Origin of the sequence: Streptomyces sp. DH24, assembly GCF_029813775.1 — a bacterium.
Classification (GTDB): domain Bacteria; phylum Actinomycetota; class Actinomycetes; order Streptomycetales; family Streptomycetaceae; genus Streptomyces.
The window spans coordinates 90,668-104,282 of record NZ_JARVKW010000008.1; the positions used below are offsets into that span (position 1 = coordinate 90,668).

Annotated in this window: 11 protein-coding genes; 2 read left to right on the plus strand and 9 right to left on the minus strand. The window is 76.4% G+C overall.

Going from position 1 to position 13,615, the window contains the following annotated elements; genetic code table 11:
- The first annotated feature begins 88 nt into the window (after positions 1-88).
- The gene (locus QC282_RS09035) at positions 89-985 is read left to right on the plus strand and encodes a chaplin (RefSeq protein ID WP_279548728.1); all 897 of its coding nucleotides are present in this window, start codon (positions 89-91) and stop codon (positions 983-985) included.
- Between the two features lie 201 nt (positions 986-1,186).
- Here QC282_RS09035 and QC282_RS09040 read toward each other — a convergent pair whose 3' ends face one another.
- Positions 1,187-2,467, minus strand: a complete 1,281-nt coding sequence (locus tag QC282_RS09040; RefSeq protein ID WP_279548729.1) for an ATP-grasp domain-containing protein — start codon at positions 2,465-2,467, stop codon at positions 1,187-1,189.
- A gap of 129 nt (positions 2,468-2,596) precedes the next feature.
- Between QC282_RS09040 and QC282_RS09045 the strand changes: the two genes are divergently transcribed.
- Positions 2,597-3,877 carry a glycoside hydrolase family 26 protein gene (locus tag QC282_RS09045; RefSeq protein WP_279548730.1) on the plus strand — a complete coding sequence of 427 codons (1,281 nt, stop codon included), beginning with the start codon at positions 2,597-2,599 and terminating at the stop codon, positions 3,875-3,877.
- A 1-nt stretch (position 3,878) separates the two neighbouring features.
- On the opposite strand, the gene QC282_RS09050 is transcribed toward QC282_RS09045, so the two are convergent.
- From QC282_RS09050 to QC282_RS09085, 8 genes are read right to left on the minus strand one after another with little or no spacing between them, the layout of a single operon-like run.
- A complete protein-coding gene (locus tag QC282_RS09050; protein ID WP_279548731.1) occupies positions 3,879-4,985 on the minus strand; it encodes a GNAT family N-acetyltransferase in 1,107 nt (368 codons plus the stop codon).
- The gene (locus tag QC282_RS09055) at positions 4,982-5,638 is read right to left on the minus strand and encodes a lipopolysaccharide biosynthesis protein (protein WP_279548732.1); all 657 of its coding nucleotides are present in this window, start codon (positions 5,636-5,638) and stop codon (positions 4,982-4,984) included. Before QC282_RS09055 ends, QC282_RS09050 begins: the two co-directional genes overlap by 4 nt.
- Positions 5,635-6,786 (minus strand): glycosyltransferase, encoded by a 1,152-nt coding sequence (locus QC282_RS09060; protein WP_279548733.1) that lies wholly within the window; start codon positions 6,784-6,786, stop codon positions 5,635-5,637. Before QC282_RS09060 ends, QC282_RS09055 begins: the two co-directional genes overlap by 4 nt.
- Positions 6,783-7,559, minus strand: a complete 777-nt coding sequence (locus QC282_RS09065) for a polysaccharide deacetylase family protein (protein ID WP_279548734.1) — start codon at positions 7,557-7,559, stop codon at positions 6,783-6,785. The genes QC282_RS09060 and QC282_RS09065 overlap by 4 nt, the downstream gene beginning before the upstream one ends.
- On the minus strand, positions 7,543-9,495 hold the full coding sequence (gene murJ, locus QC282_RS09070; protein ID WP_279548735.1) for a murein biosynthesis integral membrane protein MurJ: 1,953 nt from the start codon (positions 9,493-9,495) through the stop codon (positions 7,543-7,545). Before murJ ends, QC282_RS09065 begins: the two co-directional genes overlap by 17 nt.
- Positions 9,492-10,841 (minus strand): O-antigen ligase family protein, encoded by a 1,350-nt coding sequence (locus tag QC282_RS09075; RefSeq protein ID WP_279548736.1) that lies wholly within the window; start codon positions 10,839-10,841, stop codon positions 9,492-9,494. The genes murJ and QC282_RS09075 overlap by 4 nt, the downstream gene beginning before the upstream one ends.
- Before the next feature lie 3 nt (positions 10,842-10,844).
- Positions 10,845-12,266, minus strand: a complete 1,422-nt coding sequence (locus tag QC282_RS09080) for a sugar transferase (protein ID WP_279548737.1) — start codon at positions 12,264-12,266, stop codon at positions 10,845-10,847.
- Positions 12,263-13,462: a glycosyltransferase family 4 protein gene (locus QC282_RS09085; RefSeq protein WP_279548738.1), complete on the minus strand. Its 1,200-nt coding sequence runs from the start codon at positions 13,460-13,462 to the stop codon at positions 12,263-12,265. Before QC282_RS09085 ends, QC282_RS09080 begins: the two co-directional genes overlap by 4 nt.
- Positions 13,463-13,615 lie beyond the last annotated feature (153 nt).

Below are 13,615 nucleotides of genomic sequence, written 5' to 3' on the forward strand. Positions count from 1 at the left end.
GCGGCCCGGCCGCGCCCGGTAGTTCCTTCCCGAGTGGATGACCGATGTCATGCCTCACCACTCCTCTTCACACAGGAAGACAACGACATTGCGACGAACCCTGAGCAGGGGAATGGTCGCGGCGGCGGCCGCGACGGGAGTGCTGTCCCTGTGCGGTGGCACCGCCTTCGCCGACGCCCAGGCGGACGGCGCCGCGAAGGGCTCGCCGGGCGCCGTGTCCGGCAACGCCGTCCAGGCCCCGGTCAACGTGCCGGTGAACGTCTGCGGCAACACCCTCGACGTGATCGCCGCCCTCAACCCGGCGTTCGGCAACACGTGCGCCAACGTGTCGGACGACCACCACCACGACCGCATCGACCACAAGCCGGGACACGGGCAGGAGGACGGCTCCCACGGTGCCCCCGGCCACGACGGCTCCGCCGGACACGGCTCGCAGGAGAACCCGCACGGCGGCGACCACGGCTCCGGTCACGACGGCGGCCACGGCGGCGGCCACGGCGGGAGCGGGCACGGCGGCGGCCACCACACCTCCGGCGCCTCCGCCGAGGGCCACACGGCCGGTTCGCCGGGAGTCGGTTCCGGCAACAACGCCCAGGTGCCGGTCGACGTGCCGGTGAACGCCTGCGGCAACACCCTCGACGTCATCGCCGTACTCAACCCGGCGTTCGGCAACACCTGCGTCAACGACTCCGGCGGCTACGGCGAGACCCCGCCGAGCAAGCCGAAGCCGCCCCACCCGGGCCACGAGAACCCGAAGCCTCCCGTCGGCCACACACCGCCGGCCCCGGACGACCGGACGCCCCCGGTCGACGGCCACCACCCGCACACCCCGGACGTGTACACGCCGGTGTCGCCCGAGGGCGGCCGGTCCGGGCTCGCGGAGACCGGCGGCGACGCCGTGTTCGGCACCGCCGCCACCAGCGCCGCCCTGATCGGGGCCGGCGCCGTGCTGTACCGCAGGGCCCGGGTGGCGGCCCGCCACTGACCCCGCGGGCGCCGGACCGCCGACCGCTCCGGACCCGCAGTCACGGACCCCGGCCCCGTACGCGCGGCCCGGGGAACGGCAGTCCTGTCGACCCCCGCACCAGAACACCCCGGTGCGGGGGTCTTCGTGTTTCCGCCGCCCGTGCCAAGGGGGGAACCGCACCGGGGTGGCGGACGACGGGCGCCACCCCGGCGCCCCGCGTCAGCGGCTGCCCGCCCGCTCGTCGCCGACGGACTCCTCGGTGCGCGGCGCGGGCGCCTGCCGCACCACGCGCGCCGGGGGCCGGGTCCTGCCCCCGGAGCCGCCGGCCCGGCGCACGCGCGCCCACACCCGCCCGGCCACGTGCCGGCTCCACAGACCCCACATCGCCCGGCCGGGCGCCCGGTCGTCGGCGGCGTACCAGGCCAGCTCCCGCCCGCCCGGCGCCGGGCGCGGCAGGCGCGTCGGCGCGTAGTTCTCCACCACGAACACCCGCCCCGGCCGCGGCGCGCCGAGCGGCAGCGGACGGTGGGTGAGGTCGAGGTGCTGGGCGCGTACGACGTCCAGGCCTGCGGTGTCGGTGAACAGGCGGAACTGGGCGCCCGGACGCGGGTTGAAGTCGAGCAGGTGGTAGCGGCCGGTGTCGCCGCGGCGCCGGAAGTCCAGGTCGAGGATGCCGCGGTAGCCCAGCTCGCCGGTGAGCCGCTCGGCGAGCTCCCGCACCCTGGCGTTGGGCCGCCACAGGCCGACGGCCGTCAGGCCCGCCCCGCGCGGCCAGGAGCGCTGCTTGAGCCCGGTGCCGCCGACCCGCAGGGCGCCGGTGCGGTCGGCGTACCCGTGGAAGAACCAGTCGCGGTCGGCTCCCGGCGGCAGGAACTCCTGGAGCAGCAGCCGGCTGCCCGCCTCCCCGCTGCGCGCGAACAACTCCCGTGCCTCCCGCGCCGACCGCAGCAGTACGGTGCTGCGCAGTCCGCTGCCCGGCGGCAGCAGCCACGGCCTGCTCCACTTCGCCACCACCGGCAGACCGAGCCGCCAGGCGACCGAGGCGGCCTCGGCGGGACTGTCCGGGACGAGCGTCACCGGGTGCGGCAGGTCCAGCGCGGCGCACACCCGGGCCAGCTCCGCCTTGTCGGCCACCGCTTCGGGCCGCGCGTCCGACGGGTCGGGCAGCAGATAGGCGGGCGCCAGTTCCGCGCGCAGCCGGCCCACCGCGACGGCGCCCGCGTCGTCCATCGGGATCAGCACGGCGGGCCGCGCGAGCCGGGCGGCCACGCGGCGCAGTACGGCCGCGATCTCGGCAGGGGAGGCGCCCGGTTCCGGCGGAGTGTGCAGCGCGGTCACGAAACGGGACGCGCGCACGGGGCTTTTCGTGGAGTCGGCGACGACGTGCACGTCCACGCCCGCCCTGCCGAGCGAACGCACGGCGCCCAGGGTGCCGTGATGAAAGGGATTCCGGTCGATCCGCAGAAGTACGGCGGGGACGCGGGTGTCGAACAGCGACACGGACTCAATTCCTTCTGTTGTCACCGGTGCGGGCGAGCAGGGCACTCGAAAGCCGTAACGGCGGTGGCGTGATGACCATTCACATGACTCAGTGTCAGTACGGACTTTCCGGTCGGAAGAGGAGCGGGCATGACCCCACGCAAGCGAAGGGCACGGACCCGGCGGCTGGCATGCGCCGCGGTGACGGCCGCCGCGACGGCCGTCCTGGCGTCCGGCCCGGCCGCGGGGGTCGCCCCGGACGCCGATCCGTCCCCCGAGGCGTCGCCCCAGGCCCCTGGAACCCCTGAGGCCCCTGAGATCCCCGAGGCCCCCCAGACCGCGCAGCCGCCGCAGGCCTCGCCGCAGGTCACCGGGACGCCGCCGCCACCGGCCGCCGACACCCCCGCCTTCGGCGCCTACCTCCACTACGGAGAGCGCGGCGTGGCCCGGATCGCCGAGTTCAGCCGCTGGCTGGGCGGCGCCGACCTGCGCGTCGGCCACACCTATCTGCCGGGAGACCGCTGGAGCAACATCGAGGGCGCCCCGGACTTCCTTCGGGCCTGGGCCGACTGGCGCAACGAGAGGGACGACCGCATGTTCGTCCTCAACGTGCCCATGCTGGAGCGCAACGAGGCGGGCGTCTCCGACCACGAGGTCCGCCGGCTGCTGCGGCAGGGCGCGGCGGGGCAGTTCGACCACCACTTCCGCGCGCTGGCCGAGCGGCTGGTCGCGCTGAAGGTGCCGGACACGATCGTGGTGCTCGGCTGGGAGATGAACGGCACCACCTACACCCACCGCTGCGGACCCGACCCGGAGGCCTGGAAGGCGTACTGGCAGCGGATCGTCACCACCATGCGGGCGGTGCCGGGGCAGAAGTTCCGGTTCGACTTCACACCGAGCCGGGGCCGGGACGCCATTCCCTGGACGCAGTGCTACCCGGGCGACGACACCGTCGACATCGTCGGAATGGACGCGTACGACCAGCCGCGCGGAATGCCGTTCGACGAACAGGTGAGAGAGCCGTACGGGCTCCAGGAGCACGTGGAATTCGCCAAGGCGCACGGGAAGGCGATTTCCTACCCGGAGTGGGGGCTGTTCCGCAACGGCGACAACGCCGAGTACATGAGGCGCATGCTCGCCTGGATGGACGAGCACAAGCCGCTGTACAACACGCTCACGGACTACTGCCCGCACGGCGTGTGGAGCTGTGCCGCGAACCCCGGGGCCGCCGAGGTCTACCGGTCCGTCCTGTCCGGCCGCACCGGAGGCCCGGCCGAGCCGCCGGCCAGCCCCGCCCCGACCCCGCAGCCGACTCCGCCCGGCACCGTGCCGCCCGCCGGCTGCTCGCCGCTGGACCTCGGGGACTGGGTCGAGTACTGGCTCGGCGGGAAGCTGTGCCTGCGCTTCGACTGGTGGTCGCGCACCAGATAGGTCAGGTCCGGCCGCCACCGTCACGCTCCCGGTAACGGCGCAGCAGTTCCTTGCCCCGGCGCCGCGCGGCGACGTCGCACAGCACCGCCGACATCAGCGGTGCCGTGCGGTGCCGGGCCAGCAGCAGCCGCTGGTTGACGACCGGTTCGGGACGCCAGTGGCGCTTGTAGGGCTCGTTGCCGCGCAGCAGGCTCAGCGTGTCGTACGTGCCGTCCTTGGTGTGCGTGGCGCACGAGTCGAGCAGCATCGCCGCCACGTCCGCCTTGTGTTCCCGCAGCCGGGGATGGGCGCCGTAGAGGTAGCCGCCCGCGAGGCGCGGCGACAGCAGGGTCACGTCCACGGCGACCACGTCACCGGCCAGGCGGAACTCGGTGACCACCGCGTCCCCGGACCGGGCCATCGCCCCGACCGCCCGCACCAGATGGGTACGGAACCGGTCGCGCAGATGCTCGGACGTCACCTTCCGCCCCTGCCACTGCAACCGGTGCAGCTCCAGCAGCCGACCCAGCGCCGCGTCCGCCTCGTCCGGGCTCACGACGTGCCGCTCCAAGCCGAGCGCGTCCAGCCTGCGCAGCTTGGCCCGCACCCGCTGCTGGCTCTTCCCCGACGGCAGCCGCGCGATCAGCTGCTGCATCGGCACGGCCGGCAGCTCCAGGCACAGCGAGTCGCTCACCCGGCGGCGCGGCCCGCGCCAGCGTTCGTAGACCCGCTCGGCGGCGCCGCCCGGCCGTACCTCGCGCAGGTCGATCAGCGCGGTGCGGGCCGCGGCGGACAGGGCGCCGGTGAGCGCGGCGACCGCCGCCTCGCCGTGCTCGTCGTCCACCAGGACGTCGCCGTAGTCGGAGATGGCCCCGCCGAGCGGCACCAGCGCCGGGACCGGCCGCCGCACCCGCATCAGCGGCGCCGCCGCCACGAGGTCGCCGCCGCCGTCGCGCACCAGCACCAGCCGCAGCCGGCCGCGCCCGCCGTACGACAGCCACCAGGAGTGCAGCCAGGCGTGGCTCTGGAACGGGGTGGCGGTCGAGCAGCGCCGGTAGAGCCGCCCCCAGTCGGCGGCGAGCGCGGCGAAGGCGGCCTCGTCGGTGACGGTGCGGGACGTGTACGTCACAGCTGACCGTGTACGTCGGCGGCGGTGGCCGGGCCCGGCACGGAGGCGGGCCGGTCCGGGCCGGACGCCGTGCGGCGCGGCCGGACCAGCAGCGCGAGCCCGCCGAGCAGCCCGCCCGCGCTCGCCCCGACCAGGCCGGTCAGCCCGGCGGACGCCGAGGACGGCTCGGTGGGCTTCGTGGCGCGGGCGAACTGCTGGAGTTCGACGTTGGTGTCGTTCTCGGCGTCGGTGGCGTGCCGGGTCAGGGCGCGGGAGACGGCGTTGGCCATGTCGGCCGCGAGGTCGGGCCGCGAGGAGGCGGCCGTCACGGCGACCATCGGCGCGTCCGGCGAGGTCGACGTGCGCACGCTGTCCCGGAGGGTGCGCACCGGCACGCCCGCCCACACCTGGGCGTCCCCGAGCACCGCGAGCTGGGTGGCGACCCGGCCGTAGGCCTGCGCGAAGCCGAGTGCCGTGGGCGGGTCGGACTTGTCGGTGGGCACGGCGACGACGTAACTGGTGGCCGTGTAGGTGGGCGGCTTCACCAGGCCGTACCCGCCGCCGAGCAGTGCGCCGGCGAGGACGCCGGCCGCGAGCGGGGACCAGGGCGGCAGCGCCCGCAGACGGGCCAGGACGCTTCCCGGGCGGCGCTGGTGCGCGGTGTTGTCGGTCATGAGGTGCTGGCTTCCTGACGGGAGGGGGACGATGGGCTGGAGAGGGCCGTCGCGTACACGTCCATGAGCCGGCCGGCGCTGCGGGTGATGCAGTAGTGGCGGGCGGCCTCGGGCACGTCGCGCGGGCGCGGGCCCTGCCGCCGTACGTCCGCGAGGGCGCGGGCGAAGGCGTCGGGGCCGCCGGTGACGCGCCGGGCGGCGGGCGCCGCGTGCGGGGGCAGGTCCTCAAGGGCGGGGCAGGACGCGTAGACCACGGGCAGTCCGCAGGCCAGCGCCTCGACGACCGCCAGTCCGAAGGCCTCCTCCGGGCACGGCGAGACGAGGACGTCCATCGCGCAGGCGAGGGCGGGCAGGTCGGGCCCGGGGGACCCGTCGGGCAGGCCGGGGCGCTCGCCGGTGAGAAGCACCCGGTCGGCGACGCCGGCCTCGTGGGCGACGCGGCGCAGGACGTTCTCCTCGGGGCCGCCGCCCACCAGCAGCAGCCAGCAGTCGCCGGGCAGCCGGGCCAGGGCGCGCACGGCGGTGTCGAAGCGTTTGCCCGCGGTGAGCCGTCCGATGGCGCCGACGACGTACGCGTCCTGGGGCAGGCCGAGGCGGCGGCGGGTGCGGTGCCGCACGGCGGGGTCGAAGCGGAAGCGGTCCACGTCGATGCCGTTGGGGACGACCGCGATGCGCGGCGCGGGCACGCCCCAGCGGGTGAGGCGGGCGGCGACCGTGGGGGAGACGGCGACCGTGGTGCGGCCCAGGCGTTCGCCCGCGAGGTAGAGGGCGCGGACGCCCGCCGACAGGGGGCGGCCCTCCATCTGGGAGTCGCCGAGGGAGTGTTCGGTGGCGACGACCGCGCGGACGCCCGCCATCCGGGCGGCGAGCCGGCCGTACAGGCAGGCCCGGTACAGGTGGGTGTGCACGAGGTCGTAGCGGCCGGACCGGATCACCCGGACCAGGCGGGGCAGGGCGGCCAGGTCGCGGTTGCCGGCCATGCCGAGGTGGACGACCTTCACGCCGTCGGCGGCCAGCCCGGCGGCGACCGCGCCCGGGTTGGTGAGGGTGACGACGTCGCACTCGACGGGCAGATGCCGCAGCAGCAGGCGCAGTTGCTGCTCGGCGCCGCCGACGCCCAGGCCGGTGATGACGTGCAGGGCCCTCACCGCGGTGCCTCCGCGCGCAGGTCCGGCACGGGCCGGCGGCGCAGCCGGTGCAGCCGGTGCTTGAGGAACAGGCGCACCGCGGTGTCGTTCTGCCCGATGTGCACGCGGGGCAGCGCGTACCGCCCGCTCGGTTCACCGGGGTCGATGGCGCACGCGTACGCGTACCCGGCGTCCCGCACGGCGTCGGCGGCGCGCCGGTCGACGGTGCCGTACGGGTAGCAGAACCCGGCGACCGGCACACCGGTCAGCTCCGTGAGCGCCGCTCTGCTGTCGGCGACCTCGGCCCGCAGCACCGTCTCGTCGGCCCGGGTGAGGTCGACGTGGGTCATCCCGTGCGAGCCGATCTCGATGCCCTCGGCCGCCGCGTGCCGGATGCCGTCCGCGGTGAGCAGGGGCTTGCGCGGGCCCAGCGGGTCCCAGGCGTTGTCGCCGCCGAGCCGGCCCGGCAGCACGAACAGGGTGGCGCCGCAGCCCCGGCGGCGCAGCACGGGAAGCGCGTGGTCGAGGAAGTCGGCGTACCCGTCGTCGAAGGTGAGCCCGACCAGGTCGTGGCCCTCGCCCCGGGCGCGGGCCGCGAGCAGGTCGGTGACGGACACGCCCCGCAGCCCCCACCGCCCGAGCCGGTCGAGCTGTTCGTCCAGCCGTTCGGGCGTGACGGTGATGCGGTACGGGTCGTCCGAGCAGTCGCCCACGGAGTGGTACATCGCCACCCACGGGACCTCGGGGGCCGGCCGGGCGGCCCGGCCGGGGACGGAATCAACGGAAGCGGCCATGTGCGAGCCTTCGGGTCACGGAGCGGACGGAACGGAATGCGGGTGCGAGGCCCTGGGCGCCGAGCACCCGGCCGGCCAGGACGAAGACGACGGTGACGGTGAACGCCCCGGCGGCGAACCCGGGCAGCGGCGCGGCGACGTGCCGGGCGGCGAACGCGCCGGCGAGTGTCGCGGCCACCGCGGCGAGCAGCGCCCTGCCCAGCTCGGCCAGCACGCGGCGGGTGCGGACCGGGACGCTGCGCGGGCCCATGCCGTGCAGCAGGAGGGCGGCGGTGACGGTGATGCCGGCGGCGTTGGCGGCGGCGATCCCGGCGACGCCCCAGGGGCCGACCGCCCAGGCGCCCGCGCCGGCGGTCACGACGATGCCCGCGGCCATTGCGCCGAGCGGGTACCAACTGGGGCGGCTCGTCGAGAAGTACGAGCGGACCAGCGCCCCGACCAGGGTCTGCGCGAGCAGCCCGAGCGCGTACACCCGCATCACGCCCGCCGTCGCGGCCGTGTCGCGGGACGTGAACGCGCCGCGCTGGAAGAGGAGTTCGATGATCTGCGGGGCGCACGCGACGACCGTGGCCGCGCCGAGCAGCACCACGCAGGCGGCCAGCGCGACGTCCCGTTCCACGCGGGCGCGGGCCCGTTCGGTGTCGCCCTCGGCCACGGCCCGCGCGACCAGCGGGAAGGTGACCGTGCACAGCATCAGCGACAGGGTCATGGGGATCTGGGCGACCTTCTGCGCGTAGTTCAGGTGCGAGATGGCGCCGGCCGGCAGGGAGGAGGCGAGGAAGCGCTCGACCAGGACCTGGGACTGCCGGCACAGCGCGAACAGCAGCACGGCGGCCAGCAGCGCGAGCGCCATCGGCGGCCCGCCCGGCCCGCCGGACGCCTCCGGCGGCGCGGCCCGCCGCCGCACCTGCCGCCACAGCGCCGGGAGTTGGACGACGACCATCAGGCAGCCGCCCGCCGCGACCCCGGCCGCCGCGCCGCGCACCCCCCAACGGCCGCCGAGCGCGACCATGGTGACGATGATGCCGGTGTTGTACGCGATGTAGATGGCGGCGGGCGCGAGGAACCGGCGGTGGGCCCGCAGGGCGGCGCTGCAGTACCCGGCGAGCCCGAAGCTGACCACGCAGGTCGCGGTGAGCCGGGTGCAGTCGACGGCGAGTCGCGGGTCGGGCAGTCCGGGCGCGAGGGCCGCGACGAGCTGCGGCGCGGCGACGGCGACCAGCGCGGCGACGGCGGCGAAGGCGAGCGTCAGCCGGGGCAGGGTGGCGGCGACCCGGGCGCGCACCGGGTCGCCGGGGCCGCCCTGCGCGCGGCGGGCCAGGGCCAGGCTGAACACCGGGATCAGCGCGAACGCCAGCCCGTCCTCGATGAGCAGCGTGGCCGCGAACTCCGGCACGGTCCAGGCGACGAGGAACGCGTCCGTCGCACTGCCCGCCCCGAACAGCCGCGCCAGCGCCTGGTCCCGCCCCAGCCCCAGCACCGCCCCGCCGACGGACAGCGCGGCGGTGAGCAGGGTGGCGCGGGCGAGGAACCTGCCGGTGACGGGGGTGAGTCCGTCCCCGGCGGGCGGCGCGGAACGGGCCGACGAGACGCCACGGGCGTCCGGGTCGGCGGTGGCGTGCGGGCCGCCGGCGTCGGGGCCTGTAGCCGCGTGCAGGCCGGTGGCGTCCGGGCCGGTGGTCGCGTGTGGGCCGCTGGCGTCCGGGCCGGCGGTGGCGTCCGGGCCACCGGCGTTGGGTCCGGCAGCCACGTCCGGGCCACCGGCGTCCAGGCCACCGGCCGCGTGCAGGCCACCGGCGTGCAGGCCGCCAGCCGGGTGCAGGACACCGGCGTCCAGGTGGGCGCCGTTCACGGGCGGAGCGGTCGCCGTGTGCCCGCCGTGCCCGGGGGCGGTGAGGCCCGGGTGTGCGTCGGAGTGTTCGGGCGTGACCGTCATCGCGCGCCCGCCCCCTCGGCCGTACGGGCCGCGGCGTCTCCCGTGTCCCCGTGCGCCGCGCCGCCGGGGCTGTCCCCGGCCAGCGCCCACCGGGCCGCGAGGCCCAGGCACAGCGCCGTGAGCACGGTCGAGGAGCCGCCGATGTCGGCGTACGCGAAGTCGGTCAGCAGCCAGACCAGCAGCCCGCAGGCGACCAGCCCGCAGTCCAGGCCCCGCCCGGAGCGCCGCGCCTTCGGCAGCCCCCGCAGCGCGCACACCAGCAGCGCCAGCCAGCCGCCCGCCAGCGCCAGCAGACCCAGCAGGCCCTGCTCGGCCAGCACCAGCAAGTACATGTTGTGCGGCGAAAGCAGCGGCTGCCTGCGGAACTCCGCGCCCGCGCCCTCCGTGTCGCTGCCCGACGACAGCGCCAGCGAGGCGTGCGAGTCCCGGTACTCCGGGAAGCCCTTCAGACCCACGCCGGTCAGCGGGTGCTCGCGCCACATCCCGACGGCCGCCGCCCACATCGTGTACCGGTCGGTGACCGACTGGTCGGGCGCGGCGGTGACCTGCGTGATGCTGCTGATCCGCTCCTGGAGCTGCGCCGTGCCGACCCCGAACCCGCCGACCAGCACCACCCCCGCGGCGACCACGGCCGCGCCCGCCCTCAGCGCCCGCCGCAGTCCGGCGAGCAGCAGTTGCGCCGCGCACGTCAGGGCCGTCGCGATCCACGCCCCGCGGCTGAAGGACATCGCGAGCGGCACGACCAGCAGCAGCGCGCACCCGGCGGCCACCGCACGGTGCCGTACGGAGCCCCGGCCGAGTGCCAGTCCCACCGCGCACACCAGGCCGAGGGACACGACGGTGGCCATCCCCATCACGTCCTGAGCCCCGAACGTGCCGACGGCCCGGACCGCCTCGCCCTGGTAGGAGGCGCCGGTGCCGGTGACGTACTGGTGCACGCCGACCGCCCCCTGCCACCCCGCCAGCGCCACGATCGACCAGGCCAGCAGGCGGAAGTCGCGCCGGTCGCGGACCAGCAGCAGGACCACCGCCGGCACCAGCACGAAGACCTGCACATAGCGGCCGAACCCGGTGATCCCGGCCCCGGGGGACACCGCCCCGAGCGCCGCCAGGGCGACCGCGGCCACGGGCAGCCCGAACACCACGGCCGCCGTACGCGGCAGGGGCCGCCGCCGGTCCCGTACGACACGGACCGCGCAGTACAGCACCACCAGCGCGGAGGCCGCGTCGGCCGGACCCGCGCCGCCCTCGCCGCCCGGGCCGAGCGGCAGGGCGAGCAGCGCGACGACCGCCAGCACCGGCAGGACCGGCGGCGGCGACCCGGCGCGGGGGGGCGCGAGACGCATCGGTCAGCTCCCCGTCGGCCGCAGCAGCGCGGCGGCGGTGCGCAGCAGGATGCAGACGTCCTGCCACAGCGACCAGTTGTCGATGTAGGCGTTGTCGAACCGGGCCCGGTCCTCGATGGAGGTGTCACCGCGCAGCCCGTTGACCTGGGCCAGGCCCGTGATGCCGGCCCGCATGCGGTGCCGGGCCGCGTAACCGGGGTAGGTCTGGCTGAACTTCCCCACGAAATACGGGCGTTCGGGGCGTGGTCCGACCAGGCTCATGTCGCCCCGGAAGACGTTCCACAGCTGGAGCAGCTCGTCCAGCGAGGTGCGGCGCAGGAAACGGCAGAACCACGGCATCCGGCGCTCGTCCGCGACGCTCCACCGGGTCGCCGACTCGTGCTCGTCGGCCGGGCGGTGGGTGCGGAACTTCAGCAGCGTGAAGGGCCTGCCGTCCTTGCCGATGCGCTCCTGCCGGAACACCACCCCGGGACCGTCGGCGATCCGCAGCGCCACCGCGCACACCAGCAGCAGCGGACTGACCGCGACCAGCAGCACCCCGGACACCGCCACGTCCAGCAGCCGCTTGCCGGCGCCGCCGTCCCGCCCGCCGCCCAGGTCCAGGCGGCGGCAGGAGAACCCGGCGATCCGGTCCCGGCCCCCGTACGACGGGCAGTCCGCGTCGACCTCCCACACCGCGCACCCGGAGTCGGCGAGCGCGCGCAGCAGCGGCCCCTGCGCGGCGCGCACCGCCGGGTGCACGGTGAGCACCTCGCGCACACCGTTCTGGATGAGCGCCCGTTCGACCTCCTCGCCGGTGGTCAGCACCGGCAACCCCTCGGTGCCGTCCGGGTGTTCGGCGACGACGCCGACCGGCCGCACCCCGCACCGGGGGTGGCGCAGCACGGCGGCGGCCACGCGCTGCGCGGTCGCGGCCGGTCCGACGACGAGAGCGGCGCGCGGCCGGCGCAGCAGGGCCGCGCGCCGCCGCCAGTGGACGACACCGCGCCCCGCGCAGGCCGCCGCCGACTGCACGGCCAGGCCGAGCAGCAGGGTGCGGGCGGACAGCGCGTGGTGCGGCGCGTACGCCGCGACGGCGGCCGCCACGGCCAGCCAGGCCACGGCGATCCGGCCGCACACGGCGGGCAGTTCGTCCAGGACGCCCGGCATCCGGCGGGTGACGTGCGGGCGCAGTAGCAGCGAGGCCGCCACCAGCGACGCGACGAGCAGCGGACGGCGCTGGGCTCCGGTCAGCGCCAGGGCGCCCAGCAGCGCGGCCGCGCCGTCGGCGGCGAGCAGCGGAAGCGGTGACGCGGCGCGCGCCGACGGCCGGGCGGCCGGGTGGCGGAACCCGGCGTCGTCGCGCGGCGGCAGGACGGTCAGGGGCGGCGATCCGAGGTCCCGTGGCTGCCCGGCGGGGGAGGGGACGGTGCTTTCCGCGGTCACGAGTGGATGGACTCCCTGTACTCGGAGGGCGCGACGGGCTCTGCCGGCCGTTCCGGCACGGCGGTCCCGGCGGCCAGGAGTTCGCGGTAGACGTCCGCGACGGCCTCGGCCGTGAGCCGTACGTCGTGCGTGGACAGGACGTGCCGGCGCCCCAGGCGTCCCAGGGACGCGCGCAGCGGCGGGTCGAGCAGCAGCCCGGTGACGGTCCCGGCCAGCGCCGCCGGGTCGTCCGGCGGGACCACGCAGGACGCGGCGAGCGCGTCCGGCAGGCTCTCCCGGGCGCCGTCCACGTCGGTGACGACCACGGGCCGTTCGCAGGCCATCGCCTCCAGCGGGGCCAGCGCCATGCCCTCCCAGCGGGACGGCAGGACGACCAGATCGGCGGCCCGGTACCAGGGGGCGGCCTCGGTGACGGCCCCGGCGAACAGCACGGACTCCGGTGCGCGGGCGGCCAGTCGGGCCCGGTCGGGACCGTCACCGACGAACACCAGCCGCGCCGCGGGCACCCGCCCGAGCACCGTGGGCCAGGCCCGCAGCAGGACGTCCTGCCCCTTCTGCCGGCACAGCCGCCCCACGCACACCACCAGCGGCGCCCGCGGGTCGAGGCCGGCGACCAGCGGCAGGCGCCCCCGCACCGACTGCGCGGGACCGGGGCGGAAACGGCCGGGATCGATGCCGTTCGGGACGACCCGCCACCGGCCCCCGACTCCGGCGCGCACCCCCCGCAGCCGCTCGGCCTCGCTCACGCACCCGACCCGTCCGGCCCATCGCGCGGCCCACCGCTCCCAGCCCAGCGCGAGCGCGGCGGTGACCCCGCCGACCGCCTCGAACGACCAGGCGTGCGGCTGGAACACCGTGGGAATCCGCCCCCGTACCGCGAGCCGTCCGGCCAGCCCGGCCTTCGCGCTGTGCGCGTGCACCACGTCGGGCCGCACGTCCTCGACGATCCGGGCGAGCCGCCGCACCTCCCGGGCCAGCGCCGGACCGGGCGACCGCGTCGCCGCCCACCCGCGTACGTCCGCGCCCAGGGCCCGCAGCCCGGTCGCCAGCGGCCCCTCTGGGCAGGCCACGGCGACGCGCAGTCCGGCGGCGAGCTGAGCCCGCGTCAGGTCCGTCACGACGCGGGCGACACCGCCGTCCACGGGCTGGGTGAGGTGCAGGACCCGTGGCGGGGGGTGGGTCGGTGGCAGGTGCATGCGCGGCTTCCTCGCTCACGGGTGGCGCTCGGGAGGTGGACCTGGGCGGTGGCAGGGGGCCGTCGTCGAGGGCGTGCACGGGGCGCGTGTCATACCGGTGGTCCCAGCGATTCGCAACACTAGCCGCAAAACGGGCTAATTCGGCAATATCAC